Here is a 15,526-nt window from a genome sequence, read left to right as displayed (position 1 = left end):
ACGCTGACCTCCGAATACATTACACACACACCACCCAAAGACACAAAACCCCAGGTAGATAGATCTGATCTAGGGTTTTCCTGTGCAGTAGAGCGACTTACCAGAAGCTGCCAGTCCTCTCCTTTGATGAAACCCAAGAAGAGCTACAGCTACTGTCCACGAAGTCTTCGGTGATAATCCTCGAAGGCTTCTCTGGAAGAATGTATTCGCTCCTTTCGCTGACTGTCCGTGGTTTTCCTGACAATGACTTCACGGTCGTAAAAATTCCGCTGGAATTCATCCTCCAGTCCGACCATGTCGGAAAGGCCACCGATGAAGGCATCATATTCACGGATAACGATTTCGTTTTGCCTATCTTCAACGGTGTAGAACACATTTGGGTTTTCAACCGTCAATCGGCCTGGCGTGCTCTGCGGGCTCACCCGCCGAGAAGCAACCTCACCCTGAAAATCGTGGGCTTGTTCGGAGCCCGTTTCTGACGCACGCTGAGACTTCTTCGAGAAACGCGCGATAATCCGACCCATCAACGAGCCTCCCCGTCCAGCACGGTTTTCATGTCTTGGACTCATCGCTACCACCTTTGCTTCGGCTTCTACGCTCCCTTTAAAACAACTAAGGCTCCGGACTGACCAGGAGTCAATGATTCTGAAATCATCAATCCCCTAGACTGCCCAGAGCCCTAGCCCAGCTACCCAAAAAGAATCAAGCTGCATAAACACCAATTGATCGAGAGATCAGCAGCGCGCCTACGCAAAGACCAACCAGCACTTACACGAACTTCACACCAGCGAAGTTCTTCTTGCCGCGGCGCAGTACAATCCACTTGCCATGCAGCAGGTCCTCAGCAGAAGGCTCCCACGCTTCGTCCTCGATGCGCTGGTTATTGGCGTACGCGCCGCCTTCCTTAATGGTGCGGCGTGCTTCACCCTTCGACTTGGCAAGTCCCGCAGCAACGAGAAGGTCGACAACAGTTCGCGGCTCACCTTCTGCAATCTCCGCAACCTCAGTCTCAGAGACGGCACCTGCCAGGGTGGCCTCGTCCAGCTCGGTCAGCTCAGCGCGGCCAAACAGGGCCTGCGCTGCCAGCTCAACAGCCTTGGTGGCCTCTTCGCCGTGAACCAGGTTGGTCATCTCCTGCGCCAGACGACGCTGCGCTTCACGCTTGAATGGACGCTCCGCAACAGCGACCTCGTACTCCGCAATTTCCTCCTGAGTCAGGAAGGTGAACCAACGCAGGTAGTCAATAACAACCGAGTCACCGGCATTGAGGAAGTACTGGTACCAGGAGTACGGCGAGGTCTTCTCAGCATCCAGCCACAACTTGCCACCACCGGTGGACTTACCGAACTTCTGACCTTGCGCATCAGTCACCAGCGGCACGGTCAGACCGTGCACCTTGGCGCCGTCGATACGCCTGTTCAAATCGACACCAGAGACGATGTTGCCCCACTGATCGCCGCCGCCAATCTGCAGCACGCAATCGTAGTTGCGGCGCAGCTGCACGTAGTCGTTGGACTGCAGCAGCATGTAGGAAAACTCGGTGTAGGAGATACCGTCAGACTCGAGGCGACGCTTCACAGTGTCGCGATCGAGCATGGTGTTGAGGGAGAAGTTCTTGCCGACATCGCGAAGGAAGTCAATGACGGACATGTTCATAGTCCAGTCCGCATTATTGACCATTGTCGCCGGGGCATCGCCCTCAAAGTCAATAAAACGACGCAGCTGGCCCTTGATGGCCTCCAGGTTGTGCTCAATGGCGTCTTGGCTGAGCATCGAACGCTCACCGACATCACGCGGATCGCCGATGAAGCCCGTGGCGCCACCGGCCAGCGCAATTGGGTGGTGACCGGCCAGCTGGAAACGACGCAGCATAATCATCGGAACCAGGTGGCCCGCGTGCAGCGAATCGCCAGTTGGGTCAAAACCGCAATACAGAGTAATGGGGTTTTCGCACGCCTCGCGCAGCGCGTCAACATCGGTGGACTGATTAATCAGGCCACGCCACTGTAGTTCGTCGATAATGTTCTGTTCAGTCACGTCCCCTATCGTAACGTCTCGCTTGCCGACGTTCACCGCGAGGGTGACCTAGAACTCCTCAACGGCCTTCTTGTGGCGACGATAGGCTGAGACGGAATCGTCCGGAAGCCACAGCCGCCACGGCCGATTCGCCGCTCGCCGAACGCCCACACGCGGGCCTGCGTGGACATCTTTATCCGGGTTGATGCTCTCTGGCTGCGCCACGAACACGCGTGACGACGGATCCAGCGCATCTGCCCCATAGTCATTTAAGTCAAGGCCAAGCGCCTGACCAACATTGCCCGGACCACGTCCGAGACCCGCAACCGCGGGCTTTTCACCACGGCGACGACGCACCGCATCCATGCCCTGCTCAATGCGAACGGAACGGACTAATACTCCCCCGCCCGTGCCGTCCGTAGCGCTAGTGATGTTGGCACAAAAGTGGATGCCATAGGAGCGGTAGATATACCAATGCCCCGCCGGGCCAAACATGGCGCGATTGCGTTCGGTTGGCCCCATAAAGCAGTGCGCGGCCGGGTCGGGATAGCGCTGGTCAGCTGGACCGCCGTAGGCCTCGACCTCCGTGATGGTGGCGATGACATCCTCAGCGGGGATGACAATCACGCACCCGAGCAGCGTCTGCGCAGCATCGATGGGAGCTCCCGACAGCATAGTGCGGTCGAGGGCGCTGTAGCCGTCGGGAAGCGAGAAAGGCAATTACTTGTCCCAGGCGATAGCTTCGTCGGAAAGCATGACGGGAATACCTTCGTCGATGCGGTAGGCGATCTTCAGACGGGGGTTGACCAGCACCTGCTCGTCTTCGAGGTATTCAAGCGGCCCCTTGTCACGCGGGCAAGCGAGGATTTCAAGGAGTTTCGGATCAAGGCTCATAGTCCACTACCTTACCGAACTGAATTGCCAGGGTGTCACGCTGACCTTCCAAAGCAATCAGGTTGTCCTGACCGATTGCATCCTGGATCTTCTGAACCGCGGAATGCAACAGGTCGATGGACTCCCGCGCCGGATTCTCGGCCTTGTGACGCAGACGCTCCGGGACCGCGAGGTAGGAGTTGACTGTCTGCGGCAAGTACTCCTGGATAATGCCGCCGATGACCACCTTCTGCTCGGGATAATCTTTGAGGTACTTCCACTCGCTCAGGACGGATTCCAGCGTCGCACCCAGGTCATTTGCGGCGTTGCCAAGAGCTTCGCCAGGCTGGGCATCGAAAAGCCTGCCCAATGTCCGGTGAAGATTCCTACGCAGCTCAGATGGATTGAGCGGGCGACGCTGTGGGATCTCAGGCTTCGGCGCCGAACTAACGGACTTCTGAGCCCCTTTGCTCTGCCTCGGCAACAAAGCAACCGACGCGCCCCAGGCGGCAATCGCAACAACCGGCCACAGGAAACCAAGCCCCACGGTCAGGTGCAGCAGCACGACGGCGATGGCAAGGATGAGCCCGACAATGTTGGCGGGACTGTTGAGAAAGCCACCGCCAGAGGAAGTGCCGGAGGATTTACTGGTAGCCACGAATCTCCTTGAACACATCAGCAAGCTCGGTCTCACGGGATTCAAAGACCTTACCACCAGTCAGGTTCGCAAGTTCCTGCATTTCTCCCGGATCCGCCTCTCCATAGCGGATGACGAATACCGGCGGCAGATTCCCGCCCTTGGACTGGTAGAAATCACGGAATTCCGCAAAGCTCTTGCCCGACGTCACCTGACCATCGGTCAACACCACGATAGACGGGATGGAGTTCTTATCCGAGCTGCCGAGAAGGTCGAAGGCCTGAATCAGTGCGTCGTAAAGCGCCGTCTCGCCCTCTGCGTACAGACCATCGACGGCGGCGGTGAGCTGCGCGCGCGATTCCGGGCCGTCAATTGTCGTGGTCGTGGGCTCGCCGACGCTCGTACTGAACGGCAGGATCGTCGCGATCTCACGGTTTCGCAATCCCACGCTTCCCGTTTCGGTGCGTGCACTGCCGTCGACGATTGCGCGCATTGTCGCCTGTAGATCAGCGATGCGCTCCCCGAACATTGAACCGGAAGTGTCGAGAACAAAGACCGACTCTCCGGGCACGCGCAGGTCATTGTCGTACGCCTCGATGAGACGATCCGTGACTGCGCGATCACCCGGGAACGGCAGCTCGATAATGACGCTGTTGGTCATGCTTTCCGGCAGGTTGGCGTCATCGGAGACCGGGCGAAGGAAGTGGTCGGCGAGAACCTGCGAGTTCGCTTCCAGCCACTGCCCGAGTGCCTCCGTCTGCCGCGCGGCAAGGTCGTTAGCCGGCTGAGCTAGTGGCGTCAGCGGGTAATCCGCACTGATGACACCGTCGCTCGGAACAACAACTTCCAGGTCAGCGCCCTCTTTATTCATCTGCTGCAACACAGCTTCATAGTTGATGAGCGCGTCGACGGAGTCCGGCTCATCCAGGAACTTGTCGCGCAGCCACCCCGACGAACCCGAGGTCATCTTCTGCCCCTCGAAGAACTTCTGCAGTTCAGGCGTGGTGCGGTTGATATCCCCCGTAGTCAGCGCCGATCCGGTGTCGGCGAACGCGGTCGCAACCGACACCACACCGGAAAAGCCCGAGTTCGATTCCGCGGGGTTGGTCATGCCGTAGGCCAATTTGCCTGACGACGCAGCCTCCGCGATCTCAGCCCACGTCGGCTGCTTGGTATCCCAACCGAGCTCCCGAGCCTTCGCCGAATGGATACCGAACGCTACGGGTGAGGTGGCGACTTTCTTGGCTTCGCCCAGCTTGTCAGCCCCACCGAGCAGATCAACGTACCGGTTGGTAGCAAACCAAGTGGCGTCAAATTGGTTGTCGAATTCGCCTGAGACAAGCGCGTGGCTGTTCTTCACGGTGCCGTCGAGAAGCTCAAGGTTAATAGTAAAACCGAGGTCGTCGGAGGCCTTTTGCATCAGTGGCTGGAGCTCTGCAAGCTCCGTGGCCCCGGCGATGCGCATAGTCGAGCCCTTGAGGTCAGAATCGACGTCGACTTTGTTGGTCTTCTCCCCGTCGGAGCCCAGCGGCAGGTTCAGGCCACCGTCGGAGCAGGCCGCGGCAGCGAAGATGCCGAGCACACCGACGAGGCCAAGAAGCATTTTGCGGAGGGCAGTTAGTGCCTTATCCATGTTCATTCGGCTTTACCCCTCTTCTGTTTCCGGCCTCGGTGGGCTCTGGTATCCACGGGACACACCCTCAATAAGCTGCTCGAGGATGTCGAAACTCGGCGGATCAATGGAGTCCACAAAATCGGTGGAGACCTCCTGGCCCGTCTTCAACTGCGTCTGGAATTCCTCCATCGCCTCAGGCTGGCTGGAGCGGTAACCGTGCTTGGCCGCCAGCTTCTGAAGCTCAGGGTCTTCGGCGAGGAGCCGTGCGACCGCAGCTCCATTGTCGTTAAAACCCAGCGCCACGTGAGTACTCAGAATCGTCGGCGATGGATACGCCAGGCGCATTTCCGACTTCAACCGGCTGTTCGGGGCACTGTTCTCCCCCAGGAACTGCGACTCGTAAACCATCACCATTGGCTTCGAACCGACACCCTGCGAGAGGTAGTCCGAAAATGGACCAGCCGACGAGGATTCCGTGTACCCCTGGCCGGTGAACAGAGGGGTGAGCTCCGGCAAGACCGCATTGACCTGCCCATTGTCAGACACAATCCGGCCTTCATTGGTAATCCAAGACATGAGCGACAAGTACATTGCGGCCGAGTTCGACGAACGAATATCAGTCGTGGACATCTGCACCGTGCGTGGCGACGGATAATCGTCCGCCGCGAAGTCACGCCAGCGGACATTGTCGTGCTGCATCGTGGCCAGCGCTGCCATATCTACCTGCCACGTAGTGCCCTGTTGGCGAGCAACATTTTCCCGCTCCAACGCCTGCAAGATGTTGTCGAAAGTAGCAATCGCCATCGGTGTGTAGAAGACGTCATACCGCTCAGCGCCACTCATCTTCTCGGCAATTTTCTCCGCTGCCGGTGCCGACGACGGAAACGCCAAGTCGAAGGAATCCAGATCCACATCCGTGGCCATCCGACGCGAACCCGCCGTCTTTACTTCCACCACATAGCCGTGAGAGGCAAGAGCCTTCTGGACCTCTTTGTCTTCGAAGAAGGGCTTCTTCTCAGAGCCAACAATCGCCTTGACGACGGTCTTTTCACCACCGAAGAAATCACGGTTTCCTCCGGAGCTGCCACCAGAAAAACCTGGGATACTACCGCCGCGACCGACATAGACTGCAACAGCCGCGATGACAATCAAAATGACTGCAAGAATTGCCCCCGGGCCCATGCACCCTTTCTTGCTACCACTCTGATTTTTATTTTTATCTCGTGAGCTGCGATTTCCACCGCTCGACCGCGTACTTTCCGCCATGAAATTATGGTAAGAGACCCGGCCAAACCTGGCAACAGATATAGAAATAATCAGTAATCTGCGTCACTTCGGGGGCACCCTGGCATTACTGGGTTACTGACGGCGGCGGGTCAATCCGAGTTACTGACTACGTTTATGACTGGCGGCGGCGGGTCGAGCCGAGTTACTGACTACGTTTATGACAAAAATGGCCTGAAAAATGGCCTGAAAGTGTCATAAACTTACACAGTTTCACATTTGCAGCCCGTATTCGCACGTGGAGCCCGTAATTTTTCGGGTTGCCAGTTACCGAGGTTGCCAGTTGTCGGGTCATCAGTTGTCGGGTTGCTGGTTTTTCTACTTTCTCCCCGGGCTGTAAAAAATCGGCGTGCGGTCGATTGACCGCACACCGATTAATTAGCCGCGTTAGCTGAGCTAGCAGGTTGCCAGCTTTGCCAGTTTTAGCCGCGAACCGGCTTTTCAGCCCACTGCTTTAGCTCAGTGTTCTTCTCGTCGACGCGAGCGAGCTGCTCTGCAACACGGACACCCGCAGTGCCGCCGCGAGTATCGCGGGAAGCGACAGCGCCGTCAATAGTAAGCACTTCACGGACCTTCGGAGTCAGTGCCGGGTGGACACCGGCGAGGTCCTCGTCGGAAAGCTCGTCCAGACCGATACCGCCCTTGGACTCTGCGATGCGGACACACTGGCCGGATGCCTCGTGAGCGTCGCGGAACGGTACGCCCTCGCGGACCAGCCACTCAGCCAAGTCCGTGGCCAGGGTGTAGCCCGCCGGAGCGAGCTCGCGCAGACGGTCTTCGTGGAAGGTCAGCGTTGCCACCAGGCCGGTCAGGGCCGGCAGCAGCAAGGTTAGCTGCTCAACCGAGTCCACCAAAGGCTCCTTGTCCTCCTGGAGGTCACGGTTGTAGGCCAGCGGCTGCGCTTTCAGCGTGGCCATAAGACCAGCGAGGTTACCGATCAGGCGACCGGTCTTACCGCGGGTCAGCTCTGCCACGTCCGGGTTCTTCTTCTGCGGCATGATGGAGGATCCAGTCGACCAGGCATCAGCCAGAGTGACGTAGCCGTACTCCGGGGTGGCCCAGTAGATAATTTCCTCTGCCAGGCGAGACATGTCCACAGCAATCTGGGCGAAGACAAAAGCCGCCTCAGAGGCGAAGTCACGCGAAGAAGTGCCGTCAATGGAGTTGTCCGTGGCAGAGTCGAAGCCGAGCTCCTCCGCGATGGCCTCCGGATCCAGGTGCAGCGAAGATCCCGCGAGCGCACCGGAACCGTACGGGGACACAGCCAGTCGACGGTCGAGATCGCGGATGCGGTCCAGATCGCGCAGCAGCGGATGCGCGTGAGCCAGCAACTGGTGGGCCAGCAATACCGGCTGCGCTGCCTGGGAGTGGGTCTTGCCCGGCATGATGGCATCCGGATGTGCCTTGGACTGAGCCACCAGGGCGGCAACCAGGTCAGTGACATCCAGTGCAACGCCGCGCACGGCATCGCGCAGCCACATGCGGAACAGAGTTGCCACCTGGTCATTACGGGAACGACCAGCGCGCAGGCGACCGCCGACCTCCGGGCCGACGCGATCAATCAGACCGCGCTCCATAGCACCGTGGACGTCCTCATCTGTCGGCTCTGGACCAAATTCGCCGGAGGCAACGTCGCGACCGAGCTGATCAAGGCCTTCGATCATGGTGTCAAAGTCGGCATCGCTGAGCAGCCCACGGGCATGCAGCACTCGGGCGTGAGCCTTGGACGCAAGAACGTCGTAAGGCGCGAGCACCCAGTCAAAATGGGTGGACTTGCTCAATGCGGCCATCGCCTCGGACGGGCCACCGGCAAAGCGGCCGCCCCACAGGGAGCCTTCGTTGGTACCGTGCTTTTCGACCATTGTCTTTTCCAATAGGCCTTTCGCTCTAGTCGCTCTGGAGAATCTTTACAGTTTGAAGTCGCGCTTTGCGGCCATCTTCGAGGACAGGCCGTGCAGCTCGACAAAACCGCGAGCCAGGGTCTGGTCGAAGGTGTCGCCCTCGTCGTAGGTAGCCAGGTTGAAGTCGTACAGCGAGGTGTTCGAACGACGACCGTTGACGTTGCAGTGACCTGCGTGCATGACCATGCGGATGTCACCGGAAACGCCCTTCTGGGACTCCTCGATGAAGGCATCCAGCGCGCGCTTCAGCGGCGAGAACCACAGGCCGTCGTAGACCAGGTTGGCCCACTCGCCCTCGACCTGGCGCTTGTAACGAGCCAGCTCACGCTCAACGGTGACGTCCTCGAGCGCTGCGTGTGCGGTCATGATGGCAATTGCGCCCGGAGCCTCGTAAATCTCGCGGGACTTAATGCCGACCAGGCGGTCTTCAACCATGTCCAGACGACCGATGCCCTGAGCACCAGCGCGGCGGTTCATCTCTTCGATGGCCTCAAGCACGGAAACCTTCTTGCCGTCGATGGCAGTCGGCTTACCGTCCTCGAAGGAGATGATGACCTCGTCCGGGGAGCTGAAGTTCAGGGTCGGATCCTCGGTGTACGCGTAGACATCCTTGGTCGGTGCGTTCCACAGGTCCTCCAGGTAGCCGGTCTCAATGGCACGACCGAAGAGGTTCTGGTCAATGGAGAACGGAGAGGACTTGGACTGCTCAATTGGCAGACCCTTCTCCTCAGCGAAGGCAATAGCCTTGTCACGGGTCCAAGCGAAGTCACGAGCCGGAGCAATAATCTTCAGATCCGGGGCGGTGTTGGCGAAACCAACCTCGAAACGGACCTGGTCATTGCCCTTACCGGTGCAGCCGTGTGCGACGTGAGTGCCACCGAACTCCTCTGCAGCCTTCGCCATGTGCTTAACAATTAGCGGGCGAGACAGTGCAGAAACCAGCGGGTACTGCTTCATGTAGAGACCATTGGCCTTAATGGTCGGCAGGCAGTACTCCTCGGCGAACTCGTCCTTAGCGTCGACAACGACAGCTTCGACAGCGCCGGCGTCCAGAGCGCGCTGACGCACGGACTCCATGTCCTCGCCGCCCTGTCCGACATCGATGGAAACTGCGACGACCTCGCCGTCGGTCATTTCCTTGAGGTACGGAATAGCAACGGTGGTGTCGAGGCCACCAGAGTAAGCAAGAATAACCCGGTTGGTCATAGGGTAAGCGCTCCTTTAATCGGTGCTTTAAAGCATTTCGTGGAATAGTTTACTGGTTCGTTCCGGCGGCTAGACGCTGGGCTAGGTCAGCGCCGGAAAGTGGTTCTCTAGCCAGGCACATTACGGTGTCATCTCCCGCAATTGTGCCAACGATTTCTTTGAGTCCCGCACGGTCAATCACACTGGCTAGATACTGTGCGGCTCCCGGTGGTGTACGCACAACCGCGATGGTGCCCGAATGATCAATAGAGACCAGCAGCTCGTCTAAAACGCGCCGCATCCTGGCCACTGCCCCGCTGGAGACAACGAGTGCATCTTCGACGATGGAATAACGCGAACCGTTGACTCCGTCGCGAATCTTTCGGGCGCCCAGCTCATCGAGGTCTCTGGACAACGTCGCCTGCGCAATCTCAATGCCTTCGTCGGCAAGCAGCTCGACGAGCTGAACCTGACTGGACACGTGATGCTGCGCCAACAGGTCAGCGATGCGCGTCTGCCGAGCTGTGCGAGAACCTGGTTGTGCTGCGGTCATGACCTTACTGCCTCTCCACCAGCCAGGTCAGCAACGCCTTCTGAGCGTGCATGCGGTTTTCCGCCTCGTCAAAGACTACCGACTGCGGGCCATCGATGACCTCGGCAGTAACTTCGTTGCCGCGGTATGCCGGCAGGCAGTGCAGGAAGATGGCATCCTCATTTGCCTTCGCCATCAGCTCAGCGTTGACCTGGTACGGCAGAAACGGAGTGCGACGATCCAGGCCGTCGTTCTCCTGCCCCATGCTGACCCAGGTATCGGTGATGACAACGTCGGCACCGGCAATGGCCTCATCGACGTCTGCGGTTACGGCCACGGCCGCACCGGTCTGCTCCGCGACCTTCTTGGCGCGGTCGACGTAGACCTGCTCCGGCTGGAAGTTCTCCGGTGCACAGATGGTGACGTCCAGCCCTGCGGTGGCGAAGCCTACTAGGTAGGAGTTGGCCATGTTGTTGGCACCATCGCCAAAGTAGACAGCCTTCTTGCCACGCAGTCCCGCCTGGCCTTCTTCCGGGCATTTGTGCTCGATGATGGTCTGCAGGTCAGCGAGAATCTGGCACGGGTGGAACTCGTCGGAAAGCGCGTTGACAATCGGCACCGTCGCGGTCTCAGACATGGCCTCCAGCCCTGACTGTGCGTAGGTACGCCAGACGATTGCCGAGACAAAACGGCTGAGCACAGCAGCGGTGTCCTGGTAGGTCTCACCCTTGCCCATCTGCGAGTTACCGGTTTCGACCACAATCGCGTTGCCGCCCAGAGCCGCAATGCCAGCGTCGAAGGAGAAACGGGTACGAGTCGACGTTTTGTCGAACAGCACCGCAACCGACTGTGGCCCCTCAAACGGCCGGCGGGAGTACGGCGCTGTCTTCAGCTCTGCAGCCAACTGCAGCACCTCAGCCTGCTCCTGTGGAGTCAGGTCATCATCGGCGAGAAAATGACGGAGCATCAGTTTCTAATTCCTTCCTTTGTTAGCGACAGCCTCGGCGGCGTCGTTCAGGCAGGCATCAATCAACTCGACGGCGCGGTTGACTTCCTCATCACTGAGGTTCAACGGAGGCACAATACGCAGCACATTCGCCTGCGGAGCGTTCAGAATGACACCACGCTCATAACCGGCGTTAACCGCTTCCTTCGCCAGGTTCTCGCACAGCACCAGTCCAAGCATGAAACCGCGACCACGCACGTGATCGACATGGCTTAACGACGCAAGCTTGCGAGCCAGCACCTTGCCCTTCTCAGTGACTCGGTTGAGCAGCTTTTCCTCTTCCAGCGTCTCGATGACGGCCAGGCCGGCAGCGGCACAGACCGGATTGCCACCAAAGGTGGTGCCGTGTGCACCAGGAGTGAACAGTTCCGCTGCGCGGCCGTTGGCGATGACAGCACCGAGCGGCAGGCCGCCGCCGAGGCCCTTGGCCAGCGTCATGACATCCGGCACGATGCCATCGTGCTGGTGGGCAAACCACTGGCCGGTACGACCAATGCCGGTCTGTACTTCGTCGACAATCATGAGGACGTCGAATCGCTTGGTCAGTTCGCGGACGGCAGCGAGGTACCCCTCTGGCGGTGCGACCACGCCGGTCTCACCCTGAATTGGTTCCAGAATCACCGCAGCGACACCCAACGGATCGGATTCGATGGTCTTGGTGAGGAAGTCAATGTCACCGTAGGGCACGAACTCGACTCCACCCGGCATCGGTTCGAACGGGGTGCGCTTGTCCGGCTGACCGGTCATGGCAAGTGCGCCCATGGTACGGCCGTGGAACCCGTGGTGGGTAGCGATAATGCGATTGCGCCCAGTCAACCGCGCCAGCTTGAACGCGGCCTCATTGGCCTCGGTGCCGGAATTGCAGAACATAATCCGGGTGTCATCAGTGTCCCAGCCAGTGAGCTCAATGAGCTTCTCGCCCAGTGCCAACGGTGGCTCAGAGGCGAAAATGTTGGACACGTGCCCCATCGTGGAAATCTGCTTGGACACAGCTTCCACGATGGCCGGATGTGCGTGACCCAACGCGTTGACTGCAATACCGGCGAGCAGGTCCAGGTATTCCTTGCCCTCGGAATCCGTGACAATAGCGCCCTTACCCTGCACAAGCTCAATGCGCGGCGTGCCGTAATTGTTCATCATCGTGTGTTGCCACTGCTGCTTGAAGTCGCTCATGCCGTCTTTCGACCTGCCTAACGTGTGTAGCTAAATTCTTGTCAGTCTTTTCTGCCTTATCCGGGCTCTACCATTGTGCCGATACCGCCGGAAGTCATCAGCTCCAGCAGCACCGAGTGTGGCTGGCGGCCGTCGATAACGTGGGCTGCAGGCACTCCCCGATCTACTGCGTTCAGGCAGGACTCCATCTTCGGAATCATTCCGGAATCCAGCGTCGGAAGGATTTCTCGCAGATGCGAAGTGGAAATCTTCGACACCAGCGAATCGCGGTTCGGCCAATCCGTGTAGAGACCCTCGACATTAGTCAGAATCACCAAACGATTCGCGTTAATTGCCGACGCCAGTGCACCTGCTGCCGTGTCGGCGTTGATGTTGTAGACCTCTTTGCCATCAGCGGACGGCGCAATCGTAGAGACCACCGGAATACGTCCGGCATCAATCAGGTCCAATAGCGTTTCCGAGTGCACCTCGGTGATATTGCCAACCAGCCCGATATCTGTCTCCTTGCCACCGACATTTACCGTGCGTCGGGTACCAGTGAACAGGCCGCCATCCTCACCAGAGGTACCCACTGCATAGGGGCCGTAGGCGTTGATGAGGTTCACCAGTTCGCGGCCGACCTGCCCGAAGAGCACCATGCGGACAATTTCCATGACCTCCGGAGTCGTGACACGGAAACCGCCTCGGAACTCTCCTTCCAGCCCCAGGCGCTTGAGCATCGACGAAATCTGGGGGCCGCCACCGTGGACAACCACCGGCTTCACACCCACGGTGCGCAGGAAAACCATGTCCTGCGCGAAGGCTTTCTTCAGTTTCAGGTCGGTCATCGCGTTACCGCCGTACTTGACCACCACAATCTTGTCGCGGTGGTGCTGCAGCCACGGCAGTGCTTCCGCCAGCACATGTGCCCGCTGTTCGAAGGACAGCCCTTCGGTCAACTGGTGAACCATTGCAGAGTCTCCTCAAAACCTTTACGACGAATATGCCGAGTTGATGTGAACGTAGTCGTGGGAAAGGTCAGTCGTACGAATCGTGGCCTCTTCCGGATTACCAGTACCGAGGTCAACCTCAACGGCGATGTCCTTGCCGGAGAGATCCACTTCACGGGCATCTGGCGTGCCACCGGTATCGCGACAGACTACATGGCCGTTGAAGGAAACAGTGATGTGCTCCGGATCCATATCCACCGGTGCAGTGCCGACAGCCGCCAGCACACGACCCCAGTTCGGGTCCGAACCGAACATCGCACACTTGAAGAGGTTGTCGCGGCCGATAATTCGAGCAGCTACCAGAGCATCTTCCGCGCCACCGGTGCCACGCACGGTCACGGACACACGCTTGGTCACGCCTTCGGCGTCCGACTGCATCTGGCGCGCGATGGAATCACACACACTGAGCACTGCCTGGTCGAGCTCCTCCTGCGAGGGCTTCACACCAGAGGCACCGTTGGCCAAAATGATGACGGTGTCATTGGTGGATGTGGAGCCATCAATATCTAGGCGGTTAAACGTAACCTCGCTCGCCTTGGCAATAGCCTCGTGCGCCATTTCTGCGCTTACCGACGCATCCGTCGTAATCACACCGAGCATCGTGGCCATCGACGGGCTAATCATGCCAACACCCTTGCCCATAGCGCCGACAGTGAATCCGTCACCATGCGCAACGGCCTGCTTTGCCACCAAGTCAGTGGTCAAGATGGCTTCTGCTGCAGCCGTACCTGCGGCGGCATCGCTGCCCAGATTCTCACAAAGCTTCGGCACACCTGCCAGAACAATGTCCATCGGCAGCCGGTCACCAATCAAGCCGGTGGAGCAGGTACCAATCTCGGTAACATCGACGCCGAGCTCATCTGCGACCTTCTGACAGACTTCGAGGGCGTCGGAAATACCCGGCTGACCATTGCAGGCGTTGGCATTGCCCGAGTTCAGCACCACAGCGGACAGCTTGCCGTCAGCGATGTGCTTCTTGGATACCGTCACCGGCGCAGCCTGGACACGGTTGGTAGTAAAGACAGCCGCAGCAGTCTTCTCCGGCCCCTGGTTTACGATGAGCGCCATGTCCGGGTTTCCGCTGACCTTGATGCCTGCAATGACACCACTGGCCACGAACCCCTGAGGTGCACATACGCCGCCTTCGTCACCAGCGACGTTGACGAGACCTTCTTTTTCTTCCTTCATCATGGGGCAACTCCTACCAATGGAAGTCCTGCAGTTTCATTCTGTCCAGTAACCAAATTCATGCACTGAACTGCGGCACCACCGGTGCCCTTTGTCAGATTGTCAATCGCCGAGGTCAGCACCAGACGCTTGGCGCGTTCATCTACCTCAACCTGAATCTGAACCAAGTTAGAGCCAATTACCGACTGCGTCTGCGGCTGCAGCCCTTCGGCCAACACCTGCACAAACGGCTCACCCTTGTAGAACTCGAGGTAGGCCTCCCGTGCGGTTGCCTCCGTCACCCCGTCGACAAGCGGAGCGGTGATGGTGGTGAGAATGCCGCGCGACGTCGGAGCGAGCACCGGCGTGAAGCTGACGGTGAGAGCCTCTGCGTACGGCTTGAGGTTTTGTAGGAACTCTGCGGTGTGGCGGTGCTTGCCCGCAGTGTTGTAGGCGCGGAGATTGCCCATAACCTCGGACCCGAGCAGGGGCACAGCTGCCTTCTTGCCCGCACCGGAGGTACCGGTGACGGAAACAACGGACAGATCCGGCTTGACCAGACCCTTTGCAACTGCCGGCAGTGCCGTAATGGTACCGCCAGTGGGGAAACAACCCGGCACAGCAATACGCTTGGAAGCAGCCACTACTTCCCTGTTGCCCGGCAGCTCCGGAATACCGTAAGTCCAGGTACCGGCGTGCTCCGAGCCGTAGTAGTGCTCCCACTCATCGGCATCCTGCAGGCGGAAATCCGCGCCGCAGTCAATAATCACCGTGTCATCGCCCAACTGCTCTGCAATCGCAGCCGAATGACCGTGGGGCAGGCCGAGGAACACCACGTCATGCCCGGCAAGTGTGTCACCATTAGTCGGCTCAATACGACGATCAGCCAAAGGTGCCACATGAGGCATAATGTCGCCCACACGGGCACCCGCGTTGGATGCTCCCGTTAGTGCGCCGATGGTCAGTTCGCCGGAAAGATACGCCGGGTGCGACAACAGGAGGCGGAGGATCTCTCCTCCTGCGTAACCGGTCGCACCGGCAATGGCAACGGAAATACTCATGCCAAACATTCAACACTTTTATTCACTGCGTTGCAAGATATTCATAGAATTCGTTGCCAAAGTGCTGGGATTCTATCGATGTGACGT

Annotated in this window: 15 protein-coding genes; all 15 read right to left on the bottom strand. The window is 58.8% G+C overall.

All coding sequences use genetic code 11. The features are described from left to right. Nucleotides 1–149: 149 nt before the first annotated feature. The 15 genes from CRD13_RS10880 to argC all read right to left on the bottom strand — a co-directional run bounded on the left by CRD13_RS10880 (nt 150) and on the right by argC (nt 15,439). Entirely contained in the window at nt 150–524 is a 375-nt protein-coding gene (locus tag CRD13_RS10880) for a hypothetical protein (protein ID WP_126108062.1), read from the bottom strand. A gap of 244 nt (nt 525–768) precedes the next feature. Next, nucleotides 769–2,037: a tyrosine--tRNA ligase gene (gene tyrS / locus CRD13_RS10875; RefSeq protein ID WP_187401601.1), complete on the bottom strand. Its 1,269-nt coding sequence runs from the start codon at nt 2,035–2,037 to the stop codon at nt 769–771. A gap of 48 nt (nt 2,038–2,085) precedes the next feature. Next, a complete protein-coding gene (locus CRD13_RS10870) occupies nt 2,086–2,691 on the bottom strand; it encodes a DNA-3-methyladenine glycosylase (RefSeq protein ID WP_187401606.1) in 606 nt (201 codons plus the stop codon). A 45-nt stretch (nt 2,692–2,736) separates the two neighbouring features. Then, complete coding sequence (locus tag CRD13_RS10865; RefSeq protein WP_016422889.1) at nt 2,737–2,910, bottom strand: Trm112 family protein; 174 nt, start codon at nt 2,908–2,910, stop codon at nt 2,737–2,739. Further along, the gene (locus CRD13_RS10860) at nt 2,900–3,547 is read right to left on the bottom strand and encodes a hypothetical protein (protein ID WP_049193936.1); all 648 of its coding nucleotides are present in this window, start codon (nt 3,545–3,547) and stop codon (nt 2,900–2,902) included. Before CRD13_RS10860 ends, CRD13_RS10865 begins: the two co-directional genes overlap by 11 nt. Further along, complete coding sequence (locus CRD13_RS10855; protein ID WP_083229242.1) at nt 3,534–5,165, bottom strand: VWA domain-containing protein; 1,632 nt, start codon at nt 5,163–5,165, stop codon at nt 3,534–3,536. Before CRD13_RS10855 ends, CRD13_RS10860 begins: the two co-directional genes overlap by 14 nt. Nucleotides 5,166–5,171: 6 nt before the next feature. Continuing rightward, the gene (locus CRD13_RS10850) at nt 5,172–6,323 is read right to left on the bottom strand and encodes a hypothetical protein (protein ID WP_147719399.1); all 1,152 of its coding nucleotides are present in this window, start codon (nt 6,321–6,323) and stop codon (nt 5,172–5,174) included. 524 nt (nt 6,324–6,847) lie between these two features. Continuing rightward, complete coding sequence (argH, locus tag CRD13_RS10845) at nt 6,848–8,287, bottom strand: argininosuccinate lyase (protein WP_016422893.1); 1,440 nt, start codon at nt 8,285–8,287, stop codon at nt 6,848–6,850. 45 nt (nt 8,288–8,332) lie between these two features. Continuing rightward, nucleotides 8,333–9,532, bottom strand: a complete 1,200-nt coding sequence (locus CRD13_RS10840) for an argininosuccinate synthase (RefSeq protein WP_016422894.1) — start codon at nt 9,530–9,532, stop codon at nt 8,333–8,335. Between the two features lie 49 nt (nt 9,533–9,581). Continuing rightward, nucleotides 9,582–10,064, bottom strand: a complete 483-nt coding sequence (locus tag CRD13_RS10835; RefSeq protein WP_070437612.1) for an arginine repressor — start codon at nt 10,062–10,064, stop codon at nt 9,582–9,584. A gap of 4 nt (nt 10,065–10,068) precedes the next feature. After that, nucleotides 10,069–11,010 carry an ornithine carbamoyltransferase gene (gene argF, locus CRD13_RS10830; protein ID WP_187401600.1) on the bottom strand — a complete coding sequence of 314 codons (942 nt, stop codon included), beginning with the start codon at nt 11,008–11,010 and terminating at the stop codon, nt 10,069–10,071. A 6-nt stretch (nt 11,011–11,016) separates the two neighbouring features. Further along, nucleotides 11,017–12,222: an acetylornithine transaminase gene (locus CRD13_RS10825; RefSeq protein ID WP_070603181.1), complete on the bottom strand. Its 1,206-nt coding sequence runs from the start codon at nt 12,220–12,222 to the stop codon at nt 11,017–11,019. A 56-nt stretch (nt 12,223–12,278) separates the two neighbouring features. Next, the gene (argB, locus tag CRD13_RS10820; RefSeq protein WP_049193940.1) at nt 12,279–13,172 is read right to left on the bottom strand and encodes an acetylglutamate kinase; all 894 of its coding nucleotides are present in this window, start codon (nt 13,170–13,172) and stop codon (nt 12,279–12,281) included. Between the two features lie 21 nt (nt 13,173–13,193). Further along, a complete protein-coding gene (gene argJ / locus CRD13_RS10815) occupies nt 13,194–14,402 on the bottom strand; it encodes a bifunctional glutamate N-acetyltransferase/amino-acid acetyltransferase ArgJ (RefSeq protein ID WP_016422898.1) in 1,209 nt (402 codons plus the stop codon). Further along, the gene (argC, locus tag CRD13_RS10810) at nt 14,399–15,439 is read right to left on the bottom strand and encodes an N-acetyl-gamma-glutamyl-phosphate reductase (protein ID WP_172620236.1); all 1,041 of its coding nucleotides are present in this window, start codon (nt 15,437–15,439) and stop codon (nt 14,399–14,401) included. Before argC ends, argJ begins: the two co-directional genes overlap by 4 nt. Nucleotides 15,440–15,526 lie beyond the last annotated feature (87 nt).

It is taken from the genome of Corynebacterium sp. LK26 (assembly GCF_014335085.1).
In the GTDB taxonomy this organism is placed as follows: domain Bacteria; phylum Actinomycetota; class Actinomycetes; order Mycobacteriales; family Mycobacteriaceae; genus Corynebacterium; species Corynebacterium jeikeium_D.
The sequence above is the reverse complement of the archived record's forward strand: the minus strand, read 5'-3'. Positions and strand labels throughout refer to the sequence as shown.

Bases quoted from the DNA above. Each gene is read 5' to 3' on its own strand.
- argB (WP_049193940.1), bottom strand. From the start codon at position 13,172: ATGGTTCACCAGTTGACCGAAGGGCTGTCCTTCGAACAGCGGGCACAT.
- argH (WP_016422893.1), bottom strand. From the start codon at position 8,287: ATGGTCGAAAAGCACGGTACCAACGAAGGCTCCCTGTGGGGCGGCCGC.
- CRD13_RS10840 (WP_016422894.1), bottom strand. From the start codon at position 9,532: ATGACCAACCGGGTTATTCTTGCTTACTCTGGTGGCCTCGACACCACC.
- argC (WP_172620236.1), bottom strand. From the start codon at position 15,439: ATGAGTATTTCCGTTGCCATTGCCGGTGCGACCGGTTACGCAGGAGGA.
- CRD13_RS10825 (WP_070603181.1), bottom strand. From the start codon at position 12,222: ATGAGCGACTTCAAGCAGCAGTGGCAACACACGATGATGAACAATTAC.
- CRD13_RS10870 (WP_187401606.1), bottom strand. From the start codon at position 2,691: ATGCTGTCGGGAGCTCCCATCGATGCTGCGCAGACGCTGCTCGGGTGC.
- CRD13_RS10850 (WP_147719399.1), bottom strand. From the start codon at position 6,323: ATGGGCCCGGGGGCAATTCTTGCAGTCATTTTGATTGTCATCGCGGCT.
- CRD13_RS10855 (WP_083229242.1), bottom strand. From the start codon at position 5,165: ATGAACATGGATAAGGCACTAACTGCCCTCCGCAAAATGCTTCTTGGC.
- CRD13_RS10835 (WP_070437612.1), bottom strand. From the start codon at position 10,064: ATGACCGCAGCACAACCAGGTTCTCGCACAGCTCGGCAGACGCGCATC.
- CRD13_RS10865 (WP_016422889.1), bottom strand. From the start codon at position 2,910: ATGAGCCTTGATCCGAAACTCCTTGAAATCCTCGCTTGCCCGCGTGAC.
- argF (WP_187401600.1), bottom strand. From the start codon at position 11,010: ATGCTCCGTCATTTTCTCGCCGATGATGACCTGACTCCACAGGAGCAG.
- argJ (WP_016422898.1), bottom strand. From the start codon at position 14,402: ATGATGAAGGAAGAAAAAGAAGGTCTCGTCAACGTCGCTGGTGACGAA.
- CRD13_RS10880 (WP_126108062.1), bottom strand. From the start codon at position 524: ATGGGTCGGATTATCGCGCGTTTCTCGAAGAAGTCTCAGCGTGCGTCA.